At 64.8% G+C, this 19974-nt stretch carries 17 protein-coding genes; 12 read left to right on the forward strand and 5 right to left on the reverse strand.

Annotated elements, in window-relative coordinates; all coding sequences use genetic code 11:
• Nucleotides 1–109 precede the first annotated feature (109 nt).
• Nucleotides 110–3079 carry a putative bifunctional diguanylate cyclase/phosphodiesterase gene (locus tag QCE63_RS27755; protein WP_404990197.1) on the forward strand — a complete coding sequence of 990 codons (2970 nt, stop codon included), beginning with the start codon at nucleotides 110–112 and terminating at the stop codon, nucleotides 3077–3079.
• Between the two features lie 18 nt (nucleotides 3080–3097).
• Here the strand turns inward: QCE63_RS27755 and QCE63_RS27760 are convergent, their stop codons facing one another.
• Nucleotides 3098–3307, reverse strand: a complete 210-nt coding sequence (locus QCE63_RS27760; protein WP_309819565.1) for a hypothetical protein — start codon at nucleotides 3305–3307, stop codon at nucleotides 3098–3100.
• A 215-nt stretch (nucleotides 3308–3522) separates the two neighbouring features.
• On the opposite strand from QCE63_RS27760, the gene QCE63_RS27765 reads away from it, so the two are divergent.
• Nucleotides 3523–4755 carry an ROK family transcriptional regulator gene (locus tag QCE63_RS27765; RefSeq protein ID WP_309837650.1) on the forward strand — a complete coding sequence of 411 codons (1233 nt, stop codon included), beginning with the start codon at nucleotides 3523–3525 and terminating at the stop codon, nucleotides 4753–4755.
• A gap of 24 nt (nucleotides 4756–4779) precedes the next feature.
• On the opposite strand, the gene QCE63_RS27770 is transcribed toward QCE63_RS27765, so the two are convergent.
• Nucleotides 4780–5406, reverse strand: a complete 627-nt coding sequence (locus QCE63_RS27770) for a LysE family translocator (RefSeq protein ID WP_309837652.1) — start codon at nucleotides 5404–5406, stop codon at nucleotides 4780–4782.
• Nucleotides 5407–5538: 132 nt separating this feature from the next.
• Here QCE63_RS27770 and QCE63_RS27775 point away from each other — a divergent pair, with 132 nt between their 5' ends.
• The 3 genes from QCE63_RS27775 (at nucleotide 5539) to hutI (ending at nucleotide 9049) form a co-directional block, all read left to right on the forward strand.
• Nucleotides 5539–6003 (forward strand): Lrp/AsnC family transcriptional regulator, encoded by a 465-nt coding sequence (locus tag QCE63_RS27775; RefSeq protein WP_309837653.1) that lies wholly within the window; start codon nucleotides 5539–5541, stop codon nucleotides 6001–6003.
• Between the two features lie 155 nt (nucleotides 6004–6158).
• Entirely contained in the window at nucleotides 6159–7832 is a 1674-nt protein-coding gene (gene hutU / locus QCE63_RS27780) for a urocanate hydratase (protein WP_309837654.1), read from the forward strand.
• Nucleotides 7829–9049, forward strand: a complete 1221-nt coding sequence (hutI, locus tag QCE63_RS27785) for an imidazolonepropionase (protein ID WP_309837656.1) — start codon at nucleotides 7829–7831, stop codon at nucleotides 9047–9049. The genes hutU and hutI overlap by 4 nt, the downstream gene beginning before the upstream one ends.
• Nucleotides 9050–9110: 61 nt before the next feature.
• Here the strand turns inward: hutI and QCE63_RS27790 are convergent, their stop codons facing one another.
• Entirely contained in the window at nucleotides 9111–9365 is a 255-nt protein-coding gene (locus tag QCE63_RS27790; RefSeq protein WP_309837657.1) for a GlsB/YeaQ/YmgE family stress response membrane protein, read from the reverse strand.
• A 237-nt stretch (nucleotides 9366–9602) separates the two neighbouring features.
• Between QCE63_RS27790 and QCE63_RS27795 the strand changes: the two genes are divergently transcribed.
• Both QCE63_RS27795 and QCE63_RS27800 read left to right on the forward strand, forming a co-directional pair.
• Entirely contained in the window at nucleotides 9603–10091 is a 489-nt protein-coding gene (locus QCE63_RS27795; protein WP_309837659.1) for a hypothetical protein, read from the forward strand.
• A 396-nt stretch (nucleotides 10092–10487) separates the two neighbouring features.
• Entirely contained in the window at nucleotides 10488–10784 is a 297-nt protein-coding gene (locus QCE63_RS27800) for a YciI-like protein (RefSeq protein WP_309837660.1), read from the forward strand.
• A gap of 22 nt (nucleotides 10785–10806) precedes the next feature.
• Here the strand turns inward: QCE63_RS27800 and QCE63_RS27805 are convergent, their stop codons facing one another.
• Together QCE63_RS27805 and QCE63_RS27810 are read right to left on the reverse strand one after the other, a co-directional pair.
• The gene (locus QCE63_RS27805) at nucleotides 10807–11799 is read right to left on the reverse strand and encodes a LysR substrate-binding domain-containing protein (RefSeq protein WP_309837661.1); all 993 of its coding nucleotides are present in this window, start codon (nucleotides 11797–11799) and stop codon (nucleotides 10807–10809) included.
• Between the two features lie 222 nt (nucleotides 11800–12021).
• On the reverse strand, nucleotides 12022–13287 hold the full coding sequence (locus QCE63_RS27810) for a mechanosensitive ion channel family protein (protein WP_309837663.1): 1266 nt from the start codon (nucleotides 13285–13287) through the stop codon (nucleotides 12022–12024).
• A 223-nt stretch (nucleotides 13288–13510) separates the two neighbouring features.
• Here QCE63_RS27810 and QCE63_RS27815 point away from each other — a divergent pair, with 223 nt between their 5' ends.
• Genes QCE63_RS27815 through gsiC form a run of 5 tightly spaced genes read left to right on the forward strand, consistent with a single transcriptional unit; the run spans nucleotide 13511 to nucleotide 19962 of the window.
• Complete coding sequence (locus tag QCE63_RS27815) at nucleotides 13511–14506, forward strand: MurR/RpiR family transcriptional regulator (protein WP_309837665.1); 996 nt, start codon at nucleotides 13511–13513, stop codon at nucleotides 14504–14506.
• Nucleotides 14503–15507 (forward strand): isoaspartyl peptidase/L-asparaginase, encoded by a 1005-nt coding sequence (locus QCE63_RS27820; protein WP_309837667.1) that lies wholly within the window; start codon nucleotides 14503–14505, stop codon nucleotides 15505–15507. Before QCE63_RS27815 ends, QCE63_RS27820 begins: the two co-directional genes overlap by 4 nt.
• Nucleotides 15504–17408, forward strand: a complete 1905-nt coding sequence (locus tag QCE63_RS27825; protein WP_309837668.1) for a dipeptide ABC transporter ATP-binding protein — start codon at nucleotides 15504–15506, stop codon at nucleotides 17406–17408. The genes QCE63_RS27820 and QCE63_RS27825 overlap by 4 nt, the downstream gene beginning before the upstream one ends.
• A 25-nt stretch (nucleotides 17409–17433) precedes the next feature.
• Entirely contained in the window at nucleotides 17434–18993 is a 1560-nt protein-coding gene (gene gsiB, locus QCE63_RS27830; protein WP_309837670.1) for a glutathione ABC transporter substrate-binding protein GsiB, read from the forward strand.
• Between the two features lie 48 nt (nucleotides 18994–19041).
• The gene (gene gsiC, locus QCE63_RS27835; protein WP_309819598.1) at nucleotides 19042–19962 is read left to right on the forward strand and encodes a glutathione ABC transporter permease GsiC; all 921 of its coding nucleotides are present in this window, start codon (nucleotides 19042–19044) and stop codon (nucleotides 19960–19962) included.
• Nucleotides 19963–19974: the final 12 nt, after the last annotated feature.

Raw genomic sequence — 19974 nt, forward strand, 5'->3', positions numbered from 1 at the left:
CGAAGCGGTCCGGTTGGCCAGAAGCGGCGGCGCCCGGGGATTCACACGGCACCGCCGCCGCTTTGCGCAGACGCATCGGGCGTCGGCGCACACGGGGGTTTTTCCAGGTATGGCGTCGGTTATTCCAGCTTCCCTTTCGCGTATCAGACGCAGCGGCTCGTGGATCGACGACGCGCTTTATGTCGTTGCGGTCTACGCCGTGCCCGTCCTGATTCTGCTCGGTACGCTGGCTACGCTTTATTTTCTGCCGCGCCAATATGAAACCCGCGGCGCCATTCCACTTTCATTACAGGTTGTCGCGGATAGAAGCGACATTACCGCCCCCGCCGATGCGCTCGAGGCATTGCACGGCGCCGCACCGGTCTCGAGTTACAGCACGCGTCTCTCCGAAAAACCCATCTGGTTCAGCTTCACCGTGCCCAGCATGAGCGCGGACGGGTCGACGGCCGTGGAATTGCCGTCGCGTCACGCGCAAACTCTCGCCTGCTGGAATGCGAGCACGCTCGCGCCGCTCGGCCGGGCAGACCGCGACAGCGTCAGCGGCACGATGCATCCGGTCAAGGCCGGTTATTACATTCAGGCCGGCCGCGTGCGGCAACCGGAAAACATTCTCTGTAAAGGCACATTTTCAGGCCCCGCGCAAATCAACGCTTTTGCCTGGGAATGGCAAGGCCTGCGTAGTTCGGCGCTCGATTTCCAGGAAAGCTCGGGTTTGATTGCCGGCGGCTTGCTGACGCTCGCCGTTTTCGTGTTTGTCACCGCGCTGATCAATCACGAATGGACTTATGTGATTTTCGCGGTATGGCTGGTTGGCAATTTGCGCTTGTGCGCGAATGCGATGGGCTGGGACATGCAATGGCTCGGCCGCATGCTGCCGTCCGATTACCTTCAGCCATTGCGCCAGATCACCTTCGCCGCTTATTACCTGCTGACCGCCGCGCTGTTTCAGCAGTTGTTCCGGCGTGAACTGCGAGTCGTCGGATATCGGTGGTTGCTGCGGGTCATTCAATATGTCGGCATTGTGCTGCTTGCTGCCGCGCTCGCGCTGCCGTACGCGTACTTCATTCCGGTGCTGTGGGTCATCGCCGGCTTCGGCATCTGCGTGCTGCTGTTCTTCCTCGTCCGGCTTGTCTGGATGGCGCGTTCGCGCACCGTGCTCTGGTATGTGGCATCGCTCGCCATCGTGCTGTTTGCCACCTTCTCCGAAGTCCTCGGCGCGGCCTTCGGGCTGAAGTTCCTGGTCGGCGGTGTGAATACCGTAATGGCCGCGTTGTCGTCGAGCATGATGGCGGCGTTCGCGATCGCCGAGCAGATGCGCGCCGAGCGCGACTTCCGCCGTCAGGCGCAAATGGAACTGCGCAATACCTACGAAGTCACACCCATCGGGCTCTTCACCCTCGACGCCGAAGGTCACTTCGTGCGCGCGAATCCGTCACTGCGCGCGATGCTCGACCTGCTGAAGTCCGACTACAAGATCCGCCACTGGAACGACTATTTCGAGGCGGGCGCCTGGGGCGCACTGCAGGCGCTCGCGTCGAAGGGCAGCGACGGCGAACTCGAAATGAGCGGGTCGCCCGAACGCGGCACCGGCGAGCGCCGTTACCTGTTGAAAGCCATTCGCTCGAACGGCTGGATCGAAGGGTCGCTGCAGGATACGACCGAGCGCTCGAAGGCCGTCGAGCGCCTGCGCTTCCTGGCCGAGCACGATCCGCTGACCGGCTCGCTGAACCGCCGCGGCATCGAGAAGGCGATCGCCGCGCAAAGCGACGAAACGTTGCCGTGGGCGCTGGCCTACGTCGATCTCGACCGCTTCAAGCTCGTCAACGACCTGTTCGGCCATCGCAGCGGCGACGAAGTGCTGCGTCAGGTCGCGGCGCGCACGCGGGCGCATTTTGCGCGCAGCTATCCGGTGGGGCGTATCGGCGGCGACGAGTTCGTCTGCGTGATGCACGACACGTCGATCGAAGAGGCCATCGCGCAATGCCGCGAGCTCATTTCCATCCTCTCCGACGCGCCATATCAGGTCGGCAATCGCGCGTTCCAGGTGAAGGCGTCGATCGGTCTGGTCGAATGTTCGCAGGGCGTGCGCGTGCAGGAAGCGCTGTCGCATGCGGACCGCGCCTGTCGCGAAGCGAAGAAGGTCGCGCACACGCATCTGGTCACGTATCGCAAGGGCGCGGCCGCGTTCGAGGAGCGCGCGGAAGAATTGAGACTGGTCGAAACGCTCGGCCGCAATCGCCTGCCGCCCGGTCTGTTTCTCGTCATGCAGCCGATCATGTCGCTTGCGGCGCCCACCGAATCGCTCAATTTCGAAGTGCTGCTGCGCATGCGCGCGCCCGACGGCGCCACGCTGCCCGCCGGCAAAGTGATCGTCGCGGCGGAGGAATCGGGCAACATCGCGGCCATCGACCGCTGGGTCATCTCCACACTGCTTGAATGGATCGAGGAGCACCAGCATCTGCTGGCCAACACGCAGTTCATCTGCGTGAACCTGTCGGGCGGTTCGCTCAACGACGAGCAGTTCATGGAGGACATCTTCGCGCTGTTCGGGCGTTACCAGTCCATCGTGCATTACCTCTGCCTGGAAATCACCGAAAGCGTGGCGCTGCACGATCTCGAGAACACGCAGCGCTTCATCGCGCGCGTGCATGACATGGGCGGCAAGATCGCGCTCGACGATTTCGGCGCGGGTTACACGTCATTCAAGTATCTGAAGGCGCTGTCGGCGGATGCACTGAAGATCGACGGCGAGTTTGTCCGCTCGATGTGTGCGCATCCGGCGGATATCGCGATCGTCGAGGCGATCGTCGCGCTGGCGCGCAATCTCGGCATGCGCAGCGTCGCGGAGTGGGTGGAGGATCTGGATACCTTGCGGGCGTTGCAGGAAATCGGCGTCGATTACGTGCAGGGCTACCTCGTCGCGCGGCCGCAGGAGAGCACCGCCATTCTTACGGCGGCTTCGGCGGCGAGCTTCCTTAAAGATCCGGACGTGGTGAGCTTCGTGGAAGGACTCTCGGAACCCGCCCAGGCCACCGTCTTCAATTACGACTGGCAGGCGCGCGCGTCGGGCACGCACTGACAAGCGCCGGTCCGTCGATCACGCGGTGTCCATCTCGTTGAGAATCTTGCTTGCCGCGATGGGAATGCGCGTGTCGTCCCATTGCGCGAGCCACTGGATTTCCTTGCGGGTGAAATAGCCCGGATGATTGCGCAGCGCGAACTGCAGCGAATCGACGATGTGATCGCGGATGATCTGGGGCGCGTTGTCGTCGTTGACGATGGCGTGCAGCGCTTCGAGTGTGCTCATGTTTCGGCGAGGTTTGATGAATGATCCTGCCGCCGAACATAACCGACTAAAAATCGCGTCAAAAATAACGGTTGAGGCTGACCGATTGGCAAGTCAGGCGCTTGCCAGAATCGGAACAGGCCGCTTTAGCCGATAAAATCAGCAGAATAAGCCACACGGGGACCTGTCCATGAATGTTGTCCGACGCGCGCGGCCGCGCCGCGAGGCCCGCGCCGATGCCTGATCCCAAGCCCGGGCGGACGCCTCTCGTTTCCACGCAATCCATCGGCTCCAATCAGCTGGGTATGCGGCAGTTCAACGAGCGCATCGTCCTGCAGGCCATCCGTCTGCACGGCGCGTTGCCCAAGGCCGATATCGCCCGCCTCACGCGTCTCTCGATGCAGACCGTGTCGCTGATCGTCGATCATCTGATCGGCGACGGCCTGCTGGCCAAGGAACCGCGCACGCGCGTGCCGGGACGCCTCGGCCAGCCGTCGGTGCCCATTTCGCTGCGCGCGGACGGCGCGTTTTCGATCGGCGTGAAGGTGGGGCGGCGAAGTCTCGATGTGCTGTCGATGGACTTTTGCGGCAACGTGCGTGCGCGCGAAACCCTCGACTATGCGTATCCCGATCCGCGCGCGCTGTTTCCGGCGCTCGAAAAGCGCCTCGCGCGCGTGACGGCCGCGCTCGGCGAGCACGCAAGCAAGATCGCCGGGATTGGCGTGGCCGCGCCGCTGTGGCTCGGCGGCTGGCGCGATTTCTTCGACACGCCCCCCGACGCGCTCGCGGCCTGGAACGAGATCGACATCCGCGCGCGCATCGGCGCGATGACCGCGCTGCCGGTCGAGTTCGCGAAGGACACGACCGCCGCCTGCGCCGCCGAACTCGTGATGGGTCAAGGGCGCGGGTTGCGCAATTTCCTCTACGTGTTCATCGGCACGTTCATTGGCGGCGGACTCGTGATCGATGGCCGGCTGCACGCGGGTCCCGGCGGCAATGCGGGCGCCATCGGTTCCCTGCCACTCACCCGCAGTGCCAGCGATGGCCAGCCCGGTCAACTGCTCAACACGGCATCGGTGTATGTGCTGGAGAAGGCGTTGGCCGCCGCGGGCGCGCCCGCCGAGGCGGCCCACGACGCACGCGCGTGGTCCACTGCATGGCGGCCGCTCGCGCAGGCGTGGATGAGCGAGACGTGTCCGGCCATCGCGCACGGGATTGCGTCGTCGGCGGCGCTGCTGGATCTGGAGGCGGTGGTGATCGACGGAGAAATCGATCGCACGTTGCTGCGCGAAGTGATCCGTGCCACCGACCAGGCCCTGTCCGGCTTCGACTGGCAAGGCATGGCGCGGCCGCGTCTGGTGGAAGGGCAGATCGGCCCCGACGCCCGCGCGATGGGCGGCGCGATCCTGCCGCTCTATGCGCATTTCGCGCCGAAGCACGAACTCTTTCTGAAGCCGCTGGAAAGCTGACTTGCCCGCGAAGGGCCACGTGCTTCAGTCCAGCGACAGCCGCACGGCGAATGCAAGCAGCGCGGCGGAAAAGGTCCAGCGCTGCACGGTCTGCGCTCTCGGATGGCGCTTGAGCCAGCTGGAGAGATGCGTGGTGCCGGCGACCATCGCAAGATCGAATGCCATGCCCACGACCACCAGCACCACACCCAGTTCAAGCACTTGCGACCAGACCGGCCCGGCGTCCGGATGCACGAATTGCGGCAGCAACACGGAGCAGAAGAGGAGCGCCTTGGGATTGAGGATGCTGCTCAGGATGCCTTTCGCATAGGCGGCGCGCAGTGTCGGCGCGCTGGCGCTGGCGGCCGCGGTATCGAGTCCGAAGGCCGGCGAGCGGAAGATCTGGACCGCGACATAGGCGAGATACACGCCGCCTGCGATGCGCACGCCGTCATAGAGCCAGGGCGCACTGCGCAGCAGCGCGGCGACGCCGAGCGCCGAGAGCGTCACATGCGTGGCGCGCGCGGAGGCCAGTCCACATGCCACCGCGACGCCGTGTCGGATGCCCCGGGTGGCGCTCGTTTGCAGGACGAGCGCCATGTCAGGTCCCGGCAACGCGTAGACGAGGGCGAGCGCGCCAATGAAAACCCAGAGCAAATGTGCCGAAACCATGATGATGAAACTCCCGTATGAGGGCATCATCGTGCCATGAGGTTTGAAGCGATTTCTGGCAATTTCAGATACTCTTCCGCATCCCGAGGTTGCTTTCCCCTAGAATATCCACAAAGAAAAGGGGAAACCACCATGACCGATCTGGACCGAATCGACCGCGCGATGCTCGCCGCGCTCCAGCAGGACGGACGCATGCCCGTGGCGAAGCTCGCCGAGCGCGTCGGCCTGAGCGAAACGCCCTGTGCTCGCCGGCTGAAGCGTCTGGAGAGCGAAGGCTTTATCGACGGCTATCGCGCCATGCTGTCGCGCAAGGCGCTGCAACTCGGTGTCGTCGCGTTCGCCCAGGTGCGGTTCAGCGTGCACGACCGCGCGTTGTCCGACCGCTTCGAGCGCGAGATTCACGGCATTTCCCGCATCCTGTCCTGCCACAACATTTCAGGCACCGCCGATTATCTTCTGCAAGTGGTGGCGCGCGATCTGGACGAATACGGCGAATTCCTTCGCGATGTATTGCGGACGCTTCCGGGTGTGACGGCGGTGGAATCGATGTTGTCGTTGCGCGAGATCAAGCGCGACAGCGGCCTGCCGATGCCGTGAGTATTGTCTATACAAGCATGCCGTCGCATGAAGCCATTACGGCACATAAGGCATCGGGTTCGCCCTAATACAACCCAAGTTGTATATACAAGAAGATGAGGTCGATCCGGCGTGCGCGACAACGTTCACGTCCTACGTCCATTCAGGAGCTGCCCGTGACTTCATCTTCCCGTTTCCGCGACATCGAAATTCGCGCGCCGCGCGGCACCCGGCTGAACGCCAAAAGCTGGCTGACCGAGGCGCCTTTGCGCATGCTGATGAACAACCTCGATCCCGAGGTCGCCGAGAATCCGCGGGAACTGGTGGTGTATGGCGGCATCGGCCGGGCGGCGCGGGACTGGGCGTGTTTCGACCAGATCGTCGAGACGCTGAAGCGCCTCGAAGCCGACGAAACGCTGCTGATCCAGTCGGGCAAGCCGGTCGGGGTGTTCCGGACGCATGAGAACGCGCCGCGCGTGCTGATCGCCAATTCGAACCTCGTGCCGCACTGGGCCAGCTGGGAGCATTTCAACGAACTCGACGCCAAAGGTCTCGCCATGTACGGCCAGATGACCGCCGGCAGCTGGATCTACATCGGCAGTCAGGGGATCGTGCAGGGCACCTACGAGACGTTCGTCGAAGCAGGGCGGCAGCATTACGCCGGCGATCTCAAGGGGCGCTGGGTCCTCACAGCCGGACTGGGCGGCATGGGTGGCGCGCAGCCGCTCGCCGCGACGCTGGCGGGCGCGTGTTCGCTCAATATCGAATGCCAGCAGAGCCGCATCGATTTCCGCCTGAAGACGCGTTACGTCGATGAGCAGGCCACCGATCTCGACGACGCCCTTGCACGCATGCAGCGCTACACCAGCGAAGGCCGGACGGTATCGGTCGCACTGTGCGCCAACGCCGCCGACGTGCTGCCCGAACTGGTCCGGCGCGGCGTGCGCCCCGACATGGTCACCGATCAGACGAGCGCGCACGATCCGCTGAACGGCTATCTGCCGAAGGGCTGGACTTGGGCGCAGTATCGCGACCGCGCGCAGAGCGATCCCGCGGGCACGGTGAAGGCGGCGAAGCAGTCGATGGCGGAGCATGTCCGCGCCATGCTCGCGTTCCGCGAACAGGGCGTGCCGACCTTCGACTACGGCAACAACATCCGCCAGATGGCCAAGGAAGAAGGCGTCACGAACGCGTTCGACTTCCCGGGCTTCGTGCCGGCCTATATCCGGCCGCTGTTCTGCCGGGGCGTCGGGCCGTTTCGCTGGGCCGCGTTGTCCGGCGATCCGGAAGACATCTATCGCACCGATGCGAAGGTGAAGGAACTGATCGCCGACGACGCTCATCTGCATCGCTGGCTCGACATGGCGCGCGAACGCATCAGCTTCCAGGGCCTGCCTGCGCGCATCTGCTGGGTCGGTCTGGGCCAGCGCGCGAAACTCGGCCTCGCGTTCAACGAAATGGTGCGTAACGGCGAACTGTCCGCGCCGGTCGTGATCGGCCGGGATCATCTGGATTCGGGTTCGGTCGCGAGCCCGAATCGCGAGACCGAGGCGATGCGCGACGGCTCCGACGCCGTATCCGACTGGCCGCTCCTCAACGCGCTGCTCAACACCGCGAGCGGCGCGACGTGGGTGTCGCTGCATCATGGCGGCGGCGTCGGCATGGGCTTCTCGCAGCATGCGGGCGTCGTGATCGTGTGCGACGGTAGCCATGAAGCCGATGCCCGCATCGCCCGCGTGTTGCACAACGATCCGGCGAGCGGCGTCATGCGTCATGCGGATGCGGGCTACGACATCGCCGTGGAATGCGCGCGCGAGCAGGGTCTCGATCTGCCGATGATCACGCGATGAAGACACTCTGGCATCACTGCAACGCCGCAACGATGGCGAATGGCGCGTATTCGAGTATCGAGGACGCGGCGATTCTCACCGATGGGCCGCGTATCGAGTGGATCGGCCCGCGCGCGGCGGCGCCCGAGTCTGATGCATGCAAGCGCGTCGATCTGCAAGGCGCGTGGGTGACGCCCGGTCTGGTCGATTGCCACACGCATCTGGTGTTCGGCGGCGACCGCAGCGGCGAGTTCGAAGAGCGTCTGCAAGGCGTGAGCTACGCGGACATCGCGGCGCGCGGCGGCGGCATCGCCGGAACCGTGCGCGCGACCCGCGCAGCCAGCGAGGACGCGTTATTCGACGCAGCGCGCACGCGTGCGCTCGGCTTGCTGCGCGAAGGCGTGACGACGATCGAGGTGAAGTCCGGCTATGGTCTGGATCTCCCCAGCGAGCGCAAGATGCTGCGGGTGGCGCGCCGTCTGGCCGACGCCCTGCCGCTGACGGTGCGCGCCACCTGTCTCGCCGCGCACGCTCTGCCGCCCGAATACGCGGCGCGCCCGGACGACTACATCGGCCATATCTGCGACGTGATGCTGCCCGCGCTCGTGGCCGAAGGTCTCGTCGATGCCGTCGATGCCTTCTGCGAGCACATTGCATTCTCGCCGCAGCAAGTGGAACGCGTGTTCCGTTGCGCGCAGGAACTCGGCGTCCCCGTCAAGCTGCATGCAGAACAGTTGTCGTCCCTGCATGGCGCGACGCTGGCGGCGCGTTATCGGGCGCTCTCGGCGGATCATCTCGAATACATGACCGAAGCCGATGCCGAAGCGATGGCGCAGTCCGGCACGGTCGCCGTGTTGCTGCCCGGCGCGTTCTATCTGTTGCGCGAGACGCAGTGTCCGCCCGTCGATGCGCTGCGCCGCCAGCGTGTGCCCATCGCGCTCGCCAGCGACATGAATCCGGGCACCTCGCCCGCGTTGTCGCTACGTCTGATGCTCAATATGGGTTGCACGCTGTTTCGCCTGACGCCGGAAGAAGCGCTCGCCGGCGTGACGCTCCACGCGGCGCGGGCGCTGGGTCTCGATGCCACCCATGGATCGCTCGAAGCGGGCAAGACGGCGGATTTCGTTGCATGGCGCATTGGCCGGCCCGCCGAACTGTCCTATTGGCTGGGCGGCGCGCTGCCCGCGCGGGTCGTGCGCGGCGGCGAGGAACTGGACTTTGCGCATTTGAATGCATAGAGGCGCATAAAAAAACGCCTCGCCCGGTGCAGGGCGAGGCGTTAACTCCCTCAATGCATGCTCACGTGCTGCGCTTGCGGATCATCCCCCAGACGACCAGCAGCACGATTGCGCCGATCACGGAAGCAATCCAGCCGGCCGGTTGCCCCGGCTGATACCAGCCGAGCGCGCGGCCCACATAGCCGGCGATCAGCGAGCCGGCGATGCCGAGCACGATGGTCATGATCCAGCCCATGTTGTCGTCGCCAGGCTTGACGGCGCGCGCGATCAGGCCGACAACGAGTCCCACGATCAAAGTACCGATGAATGCGAACATGCGCTTGCTCCTTAGCAGTAGTTGACGGCTTCTGACCTGAGCTGCCGGTGTTTCCGGGAACATCCGGTAGCTTCAAATTAGCACGGCGCACTGCGTTTGGGTATGACAGGGCCATGGCGAAGCACGGGAGGCCGGGATCGGCCATTCGGACGGTTGCATCAGCACGAACAATGCCGCGCATCGTTGACACGGTAAAATCCGGCGCATTGCCTCACTGCATGCTTGCGCATTTACGCCATGACCGATTCCGAATTCCCCTCCGCCGACGAAGCCATCCACGAAGACCGCCTGTGGCGCGATGACGGCTGGACCGCGCGGGTCATCAAGAACGAAGACGACGACGGCTGGGCTGTCGCGATGATCCAGGCGGGCGAGGCCGAGCCCGCGCTCGTCGGCCCGTGGACCATGGGCCGCGACAAGAAGAACCCCAAGCCGCTCGACGGCGCGGCGTTCCGCACGCTGGTAAAGACGGCGTCGGAAGTGCTGCGCCGCCACGAACAGCAGCGGCATGCGATGCTGCACAAGAATCTCACGATCGAAGTGAACGGCGAAGAGGTCACCGTGACGCTGGAGATCGTGCCCGATGAAGACGATCCCTACGCCAATCTGAAGGCGCTCGATGCCTTCGGCACGCAGCTCGCGCATGCGCGCGTCTCGCCGGCATTCAAGCTGACGAAGGCAAGCGCCGAGCGCTGGGCGGAGAACGATTTCGACAAGCCGAACTGAGCCGCGGTGGCGTGTGATTCAACGTCGAAACAGGGCGAGCACACGCCGCGCGCACTTGCGCAGCCATGAGGCCCGCGCGCGCTCCGTCTCGCGCCGCTCCACCGTCAGCGTGATGAACACTTGCGTCGTGGAGGGTCGCTCGGGCGCACGCTCCGTTGCATCGGACGGAGCGGTCCACGGGCACCTCCGGCAGTCGGGCTTCAAACAGGTATTGCAGGGCGGTTGATTGCAGCTCATGTCGGTCCTCGGCGGCTTCGGTCCATGATGTGCGAAGCCGTTTCGCAAAGGGATAGGACAGGTCTGATTGCCCATCGAATCGGAGCGCCAACCATCGCGTTGAAATTGCGCCAGAATCAGCCAAATCGGCGGACCGCCGATTCACTTCAGGAGAAGGCGATGCATCACCTGTTGATCTACGAACTGTGTGCGGATTATCTGGATCGTCGCGCCGAGTTTCGCGATGCGCATCTTGCGCTGGCGTGGGCTGCGGTCGAGCGCGGCGAGATCGTGCTGGCAGGCGCGCTCGACGCCCCCGCCGACCGCGCCATGCTGCTGTTTCACAGTGATTCTCCGGCGGTGGCGGAGGCGTTTGCGAAGAACGATCCGTATGTGACCAACGGGCTCGTGACGCGCTGGGAAGTGCGCAAGTGGAATACGGTCGTTGGCGCGAACGCGGCCACGCCGGTGCGCTGACCCCGCGCCGGGTTCAACGTCGTCAAGCGTCCGCGGTTTCCTCTTCCGGACGATCGCGCCGCGGACCGCCGCGCCGTTGCGCCGAGCGATACAGGTTGGTCAGCGTGTCGTCGATCAGCTGCGAACGCTCGAACAGCGTCGCCAGCCAGTCGACGAACACCGAGACGCGCGGCGTCGCCTGACGGCTCTTCAGGAACGCCACTGACACCTTGAGCGGCGGCGCCTTCAAATCCGGCAGCACTTCATGCAACTGTCCGGAGCGCAGAAACGGCTGCGCTGCGATGCGCAGCGGCTGAATCAGCCCGAGCCCTTCGATGCCGCACGCGAGATACGCGTGCTCGTCAGCGACCTGCACGAAGCCGCGCATTTTCATCGTGACGGGCTCGCCGTTCACGTCGAAATCGAAATCGGCAGGACGGCCCGTCTTCTCCGACACGCAGTTCACCGCGACATGCTGCGCCAGTTCGCCGAGCGTCGCGGGCGTGCCATGCTTCTCCAGATAAGCCGGGCTTGCGCACGTCACTTGTTCGAGCACGCCCAGACGCCGGGCGACCAGACCCGAATCCGGCAGTTCGCCCAATTGCACGCTGCAATCCACGCCGCTGCCGACCAGATCCAAATGGCGATTGCCGATACCGAGCGAAAGCTCGATCTGCGGAAAGCGCGCATGAAATTCCGGCAGCGCGGGCACGACGATGGACGTCGCGACGGTATCCGGCATTTCCACCCGCAGGCGGCCGCGCAGGCGTTCCTCGCCCGCGCCGAAACCGGATTCGAGTTCGTCGATGTCGGCGAGAATCTGCGCGCTGCGTTCGTAGTACGCCGCGCCGTCGACGGTGAGATTCAGGCGCCGGGTCGTGCGTGCAAGCAATTGCACGCCGACCAGCGCTTCGAGTTGTTGCACGGTCGTCGAAACACTCGCGCGCGGCATGCCCAGTGATTCGGCGGCGCGCGTGAAACTGTTCGTATCGACGACACGCGTAAAGACACGCATGGCATGAACGCGATCGATCACGTTGAGTTTCCCCTTGATGACGATTGAATGGCGATGCGCGAGAAAAAACGTCTCCGCCGCGGCTGCAAGGCTGCGGAAAAAGGGCGCATCGGCGATGGTTAGATCGTACGGACGGGAGACGTCAACGTGAATACACAAAACTGGAGGATTCTTGCCTGATCCTTTTTTCAGGGCGGTGCTTCAGGCAATGCATGACGCCATGAATGCCATGCGCCATGCGGCTCAGAGCGTCGGCATTTCGCCGCGCAGGCGCCCGGCCATGCCATTGAAGACCGAGCCCGACGGCGCCTGATACAGCCGCAGTCCCATCTCGGGAAGGATCGACAGCAGATGGTCGAATACATCGCCCTGGATGCGCTCATATTGCGTCCACGCGGTCGTCGCGGTGAAACAGTAGACCTCCACCGGAATGCCCTGCGATTCCGGCTCCATCATGCGCACCATGATCGCCATGTCCTGGCGGATCTCGGGATGCCGTTGCAGATAGGCCAGCCCATAGGCGCGAAAGGTGCCGATGTTCGTGAGCCGCCGGCGATTGGCCGGCTCGTTCGCGAGTTCGCCGAGGTTGCGGTTGGCCTGTTCCACTTCGGTCTGTTTCTGTTCGAGATAGTCGTGCAGCAGGCGGAAGCGCATCAGCCGGGCGGTTTCCTCGTCGGTCAGAAAGCGCACGCATTGCGCGTCGATGCGCAGCGTGCGCTTGATGCGCCGCCCGCCCGATTCGAACATGTGCCGGTAATTGCGGTAGCTCTCCGAAAAGAGCTTGTAGGTCGGCACTGTCGTCACGGTGTTGTCCCAGTTCTGCACCTTGACCGTGTGCAACGCGATGTCCTTCACGAAGCCATCCGCAGCGGCCTGCGGCATCTCGATCCAGTCGCCGATGCGCAGCATGTCGTTCGACGTGAGCTGGGTGCTCGCCACCAGCGACAGCAACGTGTCCTTGAACACCAGCAACAGCACGGCAGAAAGCGCGCCGATGCCGGACAGCATCCAGAGCGGCGAACGGTCGATGAGGATCGACAGCACGAGCACGCCGCACACCAGCGCGAGCGCCAGCTTGCCGATCTGGATATAGCCCTTGATGGAACGCGTCTGCGCTTCCTTGCTTTCCGCGTAGACATCCTGCCAGGCGGACAGCGCGCTGCCCGCGGCGAGAAACGCGCAGATCCACGCGCCGGCGTGCGCCACGCGGCCGATCATCGTGGCCCAGTGACCGACGTGCGGCACCTCGTCGATACCGAGCGCGATCGTCGCGAAGGGCACCGCGTACCAGAGCCGGTGATAGGCGCGCCGCCGGATGAACGCCTGATCCCACTTCACATGACCGGCCAGCACCAGCAAGCGGTGCGCAAGATACAGGACGATGCGCGCCACGACCCATTGCACGAACAGCGCGATGAGCGCGAGCGCAATGAATCCCGCGAGGGTCTGCGCCCACGGATGGGCGTCGATCTGTTGCGGCAGCGTGCCGGGAAGAAAGTCGAAATTCATGCTGGGTCGTTGGCCGGTGGGCGCACGCCTTGCAGCGCGTCTGGCCCCGTATTGTGCATGAAGGCGCGAGGCGGGGACATCGGACATGGCCGAAGCGCGCAGCGTGCGAAGCGGCGTCGAAGCCTCCCGGAAAACCCCGAGTGCGATGAAAATGAATTTTTTTTGGCGAGTTTTTCGAGTAAATATACTTTCATCGCTCACTGGCAACGAACTCGCGCGCTCCATGTCCCGAACGCAGTCAGTCTCCGCTCACATGCAGGCAACGGCTCGTGCCGACGACCTGATCGCCGCGCGCATCACCGCGGCCATGCCGACGCTCACGCCGATTCACCGGCGCATGGGAGCCTTCGTGCTGGCCAACCTGTTCCGTTCGGCGACCATGCGGATCGACGAACTCGCGGGCGCGGTGGGGGCATCGGTGGCGACGGCGAACCGCTTTGCACGCGCGCTGGGCTTCTCCGGCTATCCGGCGTTCCGCGAGGCGCTGGTGCGCGGCTTCGAGGCGACCATCGCGCCGGTCGAGCGGCTGCGGACCGCGCTCGAACAACCGGCGAGCGCCGCCGACGTGTTCGATGCGTCGCTCGCGCAGGCGGCGGCAAATCTGCATCTGGCGCAAACCTCCGTCGATGCCGCGACTGCCGAAGCCATCGTCGAGGCCATACTCGCCGCGCCGCGCGTGTTCGTGCTCGGCTACGGCGCGAGCGCGTTTCTCGCCGGACTGATGGAGCACGGGCTCACGCCGTATTGCGCGAACGTGCAGTCGCTGGCGCTGATGGGCGGACCGTCGCACGCGGCGCGACGTCTGTTCACCGCGACGCCCGGCGACGTGCTCGTGGCGATTGCGTTTCCGCGCTATGTGGACGACACCATCACGCTGGCGCGGCGCGCGCGCGCTCACGGCCTGCGCGTCATTGCGCTGACGGATCACGCCGCCTCGCCGCTCGCGCAGGTGGCGGATCTGGTGCTCGCGATCCGCGCCGAGCGGCGGCTCGCGGCGAATTGCGATACGGCGGTGCTGGCCGTCATCGAAGCATTGTGCGATGCAGTTGCGCACCGGGCGAAGCGCTCGGTGGAGGCTGCATCGGGTCTGACCGAATTCGTGTTGCCCTGGCTCATCGTGCCGCCGGCGCCGTCGGCGTCGAACGAGACGCAGGGGCTGCGGACAAGCCGGCCCGCCGCCGCGAAGCGACACCTTCAACCGGAACCGCGCGAATCATGAACGCCATCCCCGTCATCGCCATTCATGGCGGCGCAGGCACCATCGTGCGCAGCGCGATGAACCCCGACGCCGAAGCGCGCTATCACGCCGCGCTCAACGAGATTTTGAGCGCGGCTCAGCGCCTGCTCGCCGAAGGCGGCAGCGCGCTCGACGCGGTCACCGAGGCGGTGCGCCTGCTCGAAGACTGTCCGCTTTTCAACGCGGGCCACGGCGCCGTGTTCACGGCGGCGGGCACGCATGAACTGGATGCCTCCGTGATGGACGGCGCAACGCTCGAAGCCGGCGCGGTCAGCTGCGTGACGCGCGTGAGGAATCCGGTGCTGGCGGCGCGCCGCGTGCTCGACGTGAGCGATCACGTGATGTTCACGGCGGCGGGCGCGGAAGCGTTCGCGCAGGCGCAGGGACTGGAATTCGTCGAGCCGTCCTACTACTACACCGAGGCGCGTCATCAGCAGTGGCTCAAGGCGCGCGGCACCTCGCGCACGATGCTCGATCACGACGCGGCGACCTTCGCGTTCGCGGGCGCTTCGGGTGCAGCGGATACATCGAACGCACCGGGCGAAGACGATCCGCTCGATCCGGCGAAGAAGTTCGGCACGGTCGGCGCGGTCGCGCTCGATGCGCAGGGCCATCTCGCGGCGGCCACCTCGACGGGCGGCATCACCAACAAGCAGGCCGGCCGGGTCGGCGATGCGCCGCTGATCGGCGCGGGCTGCTACGCCAGCGACGCCACCTGCGCGGTGTCCACCACCGGTACGGGCGAGATGTTCATCCGTATGCTCGCGGCGTATGACGTGGCGGCGCAAATGGAATATCGCGGTGTATCGCTCGACGAAGCATCGCGCGATGTCGTGATGAACAAGCTGCCGCGCATCGACGGACGCGGCGGTCTCGTCGCCGTCGATGCGCGCGGCAACGTCGTGCTGCCGTTCAACACCGAAGGCATGTACCGCGGCTACGCGCGCGTGGGTGAAGCGCCCGTCACGGCGATCTACCGATGATCGATACGGCCACCACGCTCCCTGGTTCGCGCGTCATCGACGTGCGTGATCTGTCGGTTTCGTTTCGCTCGCGTGCGCGTACGGTCGAAGCGGTGCGCAAGGTGTCGTTCTCCGTCGAGCGCGGCGAGACGCTGGCGATCGTCGGCGAGTCGGGTTCGGGCAAGTCGGTGACGTCGCTTGCGCTGATGCGGCTCGTCGAACATGGCGGCGGCCGGATCACGGCGGGCCGCATCGACTTCAGGCGGCGCAACGGCCAGGTGCTGGATCTCGCGAAAGCGTCTTCGGCGACGATGCGCGGCGTGCGCGGCGCCGACATCGCGATGATCTTCCAGGAGCCGATGACCTCGCTCAATCCGGTCTTCACGGTCGGCGACCAGATTGCGGAAGCCATCGCGCTGCATCAGGGCAAGAGCCGCAGCAAAGCACGCGCCGAGGCGTTGCGCCTGCTCGATCTCGTGCGCATTCCCGAATCGAGACGGGTGTTCTCGCGCTATCCGCATCAGTTGTCGGGCGGCATGCGTCAGCGCGTGATGATCGCGATGGCGCTGTCGTGCAAGCCGGCGCTGCTGATCGCCGACGAACCGACCACCGCGCTCGACGTGACCATTCAGGCGCAGATCCTGCAACTCGTGCGCGGCTTGCAGAATGAGATGAACATGGGCGTGATCTTCATCACGCACGACATGGGCGTAGTCGCCGAAGTGGCGGATCGCGTGCTGGTGATGTATCGCGGCGAGAAAGTGGAGGAGGCCGGTTCGGATCAATTGTTCCACGCGCCGCAGCATCCGTACACGAAGGCATTGCTGGCGGCCGTGCCCACGCTGGGCGCGATGCACGGCACCGACCGACCCGCGAAGTTCCCGATTCTCGAAGTCGCGCCGGTGGAAGCCGCGCCGGACGATGCAAGCGCGCTGCGTCCTGCCGAGGCGGTGGGACACGAGACGCAACCCGCCGTCGATCAAACCGCGCCGCCGATCCTGCGCGTGCGCGACCTGGTCACGCGCTTCCCGGTGAAGACCGGCTTGTTCGGCCGCACGACGGCGGCGGTGCATGCGGTCGAGCGCGTGAGCTTCGACCTGCGTCCGGGTGAGACCCTGGCGCTCGTCGGCGAGTCGGGCTGCGGCAAGTCGACGACCGGGCGCTCGCTGCTGAGGCTGGTGGAGAGCCAGAGCGGTTCCATCGAGTTCGACGGACGCGACATCAGCACACTGCAAGGACACGCGCTCCAGACGCTGCGGCGCAATATCCAGTTCATCTTCCAGGACCCGTTCGCCTCGCTCAATCCGCGTCTTACTGTGGGCTTTTCGGTGATGGAACCGCTGCTGGTGCACGGCGTCGCGAGCGGCCGCGAAGCGCAGGCGCGGGTCGACTGGCTGCTCGACAAGGTCGGCTTGCCGCCGGAAGCCGCGCAACGTTATCCGCATGAGTTCTCCGGCGGACAGCGGCAACGCATCGCCATTGCACGCGCGCTCGCGCTCAACCCGAAGGTCGTGATCGCCGACGAATCCGTCTCCGCGCTCGATGTCTCCGTGCGCGCGCAGATCGTCAATCTGATGCTCGACCTGCAGCGGGAACTGGGCGTCGCCTATCTGTTCATCTCGCACGACATGGCCGTGGTCGAACGCGTGAGCCATCGCGTGGCGGTGATGTACCTGGGGCAGATCGTCGAGATCGGGCCGCGCGCCGCCGTGTTCGAGGCGCCGCGTCATCCCTATACGAGAAAGCTGATGAGCGCGGTGCCGGTGGCGGATCCCGCGCGCCGCCATGCGCAGCGCATGCTCGCCGCCGATGAAATCCCGAGCCCGATCCGCGCGCTCGGAGACGAACCCGTAGTCGCGAAACTGGTCGCGGTCGGACCAGATCACTTTGTCGCCGAGCATCACGTGGGCGGCGCTTACTAAAAGCACTTCAACAAGGAGTCAACCGATGCCGTCCTCTCGTCCTCATTCGTTGCGCGCGCTGATTGCAGCCGGCGCCTTCGCGACGCTCGCCGCGCTCGGCCCGGTCACGGCGGCGCATGCGCAAAGCACCGCCGTGATGGCCGTCGCCTCGACCTTCACGACGATGGATCCCTACGACGCCAACGACACGCTCTCGCAAGCGGTGGCGAAGTCCTTCTATCAAGGGCTGTTCGGTTTCGACAAGGACATGAAGATTCAACCCGTGCTCGCCACGAGCTACGAAGCGAGCCCGGATGCGAAGGTCTACACGATTCATCTGCGTAAGGACGTGAAGTTCCACGACGGCACCGACTTCAACGCGGACGCGGTGAAGGCCGTGTTCGACCGGGTCACGAATCCGGACAACAAGCTCAAGCGCTACAACCTGTTCAACAAGATCGAGAAGACCGAAGTGATCGATCCGTACACGGTGAAGATCACGCTGAAAATTCCGTTCTCGGCGTTCATCAACGTGCTGGCGCACCCGTCGGCGGTGATGATCTCGCCGACCGCGCTCAAGAAGTACGGCAAAGAGATTGCGTTTCATCCGGTCGGCACGGGGCCGTTCGAGTTCGTCGAATGGAAGCAGACCGACGACCTGAAAGTGAAGAAGTTCGCCGGCTACTGGAAAAAGGGCTTGCCGAAGATCGACATGATCGACTGGAAGCCGGTAGTGGACAACAACACCCGCGCCGCGTTGATGCAGACCGGCGAAGCGGACTTCGCGTTCTCGATTCCGTTCGAGCAGGCCGCCACGCTCAAGTCGAGTCCGAAGGTGGACCTGGTTGCGGCGCCGTCGATCATCCAGCGCTATGTCAGCATGAACGTGCTGCAAAAGCCATTCGACAATCCGAAGGTGCGCGAGGCGCTCAACTACGCCATCAACAAGGAAGCGCTGGTGAAGGTCGCATTCGCGGGCTACGCGGTGCCGGCCGAGGGCGTGGTGCCGCAGGGCGTCGATTACGCGACCAAGCTCGGCCCCTGGAAATACGATCCGGCGAAGGCGCGCGAACTGCTGAAGGAAGCAGGCTATCCGAACGGCTTCGAGACCACGCTCTGGTCCGGCTATAACCACACGACCGCGCAGAAGATCATCCAGTTCGTTCAGCAGCAGCTCGCGCAGGTGGGCGTGAAGACGACGGTCGAAGCGCTCGAAGCGGGCCAGCGCGTGCAGCGCGTCGAGAGCGCGCCGGATCCGAAGACTGCACCAGTGCGCATGCTGTATATCGGCTGGTCGTCGTCGACGGGCGAAGCGGACTGGGCCATTTCGCCGCTGCTGGGCGGCTCGTCGTTCCCGCCGAAGCTCTTCAACACCGCGTACTACAAGAACGACAAGGTGGACGACGATCTCGCGAAAGCGCTCGCCACGACCGATCGCGGCGAGAAGGCGAAGCTCTACGCCGACGCGCAGAAGCAGATCTGGACCGATGCGCCGTGGATCTTCCTCGTCACGGAGAAGGTCGTGTATGCGCGCAGCAAGCGTCTGTCGGGCGCGTACGTGATGCCTGACGGCTCGTTCAGCTTCGACGAGATCGCGATCAAGTAATGGCCCGTGGCCGGGCTTCGCCGCCCGGCCACTCTCTGACTCAAAACGATGCTCACTTTCCTCGTCAAGCGTCTTTTCGGCCTGCTGCCGACGCTCGTCATCGTCGCAGTGTTGGTGTTCTTCTTCGTGCACATGTTGCCCGGCGATCCGGCGCGTCTCGCCGCCGGCCCCGAAGCGGACGCACAGACCGTTGCGCTGGTGCGTGCTGATCTCGGTCTCGACAAGCCGCTGCCGCAGCAACTGGTGAGCTTCTTCGGCAAGATCGTGCAGTTCGATTTCGGCACCTCGACGCGCAGCAAGCGGCCCGTCTCGACGGAAATCGCCGAGCGCTTCATGCCGACGCTCTGGCTCACGCTTGCAAGCATGGTGTGGGCGGTGATCTTCGGCATGGCGATCGGGATTGTCTCGGCGGTGTGGCGCAATCGCTGGCCCGACCGGCTCGGCATGACGCTCGCTGTTTCCGGCATCTCGTTTCCGGCGTTCGCGCTCGGCATGCTGCTGATCGAGATTTTCTCGGTGAAGCTCGGCTGGCTGCCGATTGTCGGCGACGGCACCTGGAAGGGCTACGTGCTGCCGTCCATCACGCTGGGCGCGGCCGTTGCCGCGGTGATGGCGCGCTTCACGCGCGCGTCCTTTGTCGAGGTGCTGGGCGAGGACTTCGTGCGTACCGCGCGGGCGAAGGGCGTCCACGAGCCGATGGTGATCGTCAAGCACTGCCTGCGCAACGCGATGATTCCGGTCGTCACGATGATGGGCCTGCAATTCGGTTTCCTGCTCGGCGGTTCGATCGTGGTCGAGAAGGTATTCAACTGGCCGGGCCTCGGACGGCTGCTCGTCGATGCCGTCGAGATGCGCGACTACCCGGTGATCCAGGCGGAAGTGCTGCTGTTTTCGCTCGAATTCATCGTGATCAATCTGGTCGTGGACGTGCTGTACGCCGTCATCAACCCGACCATCCGTTTCAAGTAAGTCAAGTGAGGA

The organism is Caballeronia sp. LZ065, from assembly GCF_031450975.1.
Classification (GTDB): domain Bacteria; phylum Pseudomonadota; class Gammaproteobacteria; order Burkholderiales; family Burkholderiaceae; genus Caballeronia.

What these genes read in the sequence shown, in the direction of transcription:
- QCE63_RS27775 (WP_309837653.1), top strand. Translation starts at nt 5,539, where the DNA reads ATGACCGATCTGGACCGAATCGACCGCGCGATGCTCGCCGCGCTCCAG.
- gsiB (WP_309837670.1), top strand. Translation starts at nt 17,434, where the DNA reads ATGCCGTCCTCTCGTCCTCATTCGTTGCGCGCGCTGATTGCAGCCGGC.
- hutI (WP_309837656.1), top strand. Translation starts at nt 7,829, where the DNA reads ATGAAGACACTCTGGCATCACTGCAACGCCGCAACGATGGCGAATGGC.
- QCE63_RS27755 (WP_404990197.1), top strand. Translation starts at nt 110, where the DNA reads ATGGCGTCGGTTATTCCAGCTTCCCTTTCGCGTATCAGACGCAGCGGC.
- QCE63_RS27770 (WP_309837652.1), bottom strand. Translation starts at nt 5,406, where the DNA reads ATGGTTTCGGCACATTTGCTCTGGGTTTTCATTGGCGCGCTCGCCCTC.
- QCE63_RS27810 (WP_309837663.1), bottom strand. Translation starts at nt 13,287, where the DNA reads ATGAATTTCGACTTTCTTCCCGGCACGCTGCCGCAACAGATCGACGCC.
- QCE63_RS27795 (WP_309837659.1), top strand. Translation starts at nt 9,603, where the DNA reads ATGACCGATTCCGAATTCCCCTCCGCCGACGAAGCCATCCACGAAGAC.
- QCE63_RS27765 (WP_309837650.1), top strand. Translation starts at nt 3,523, where the DNA reads ATGCCTGATCCCAAGCCCGGGCGGACGCCTCTCGTTTCCACGCAATCC.
- QCE63_RS27820 (WP_309837667.1), top strand. Translation starts at nt 14,503, where the DNA reads ATGAACGCCATCCCCGTCATCGCCATTCATGGCGGCGCAGGCACCATC.
- gsiC (WP_309819598.1), top strand. Translation starts at nt 19,042, where the DNA reads ATGCTCACTTTCCTCGTCAAGCGTCTTTTCGGCCTGCTGCCGACGCTC.
- QCE63_RS27825 (WP_309837668.1), top strand. Translation starts at nt 15,504, where the DNA reads ATGATCGATACGGCCACCACGCTCCCTGGTTCGCGCGTCATCGACGTG.
- QCE63_RS27815 (WP_309837665.1), top strand. Translation starts at nt 13,511, where the DNA reads ATGTCCCGAACGCAGTCAGTCTCCGCTCACATGCAGGCAACGGCTCGT.
- QCE63_RS27760 (WP_309819565.1), bottom strand. Translation starts at nt 3,307, where the DNA reads ATGAGCACACTCGAAGCGCTGCACGCCATCGTCAACGACGACAACGCG.
- QCE63_RS27800 (WP_309837660.1), top strand. Translation starts at nt 10,488, where the DNA reads ATGCATCACCTGTTGATCTACGAACTGTGTGCGGATTATCTGGATCGT.
- QCE63_RS27790 (WP_309837657.1), bottom strand. Translation starts at nt 9,365, where the DNA reads ATGTTCGCATTCATCGGTACTTTGATCGTGGGACTCGTTGTCGGCCTG.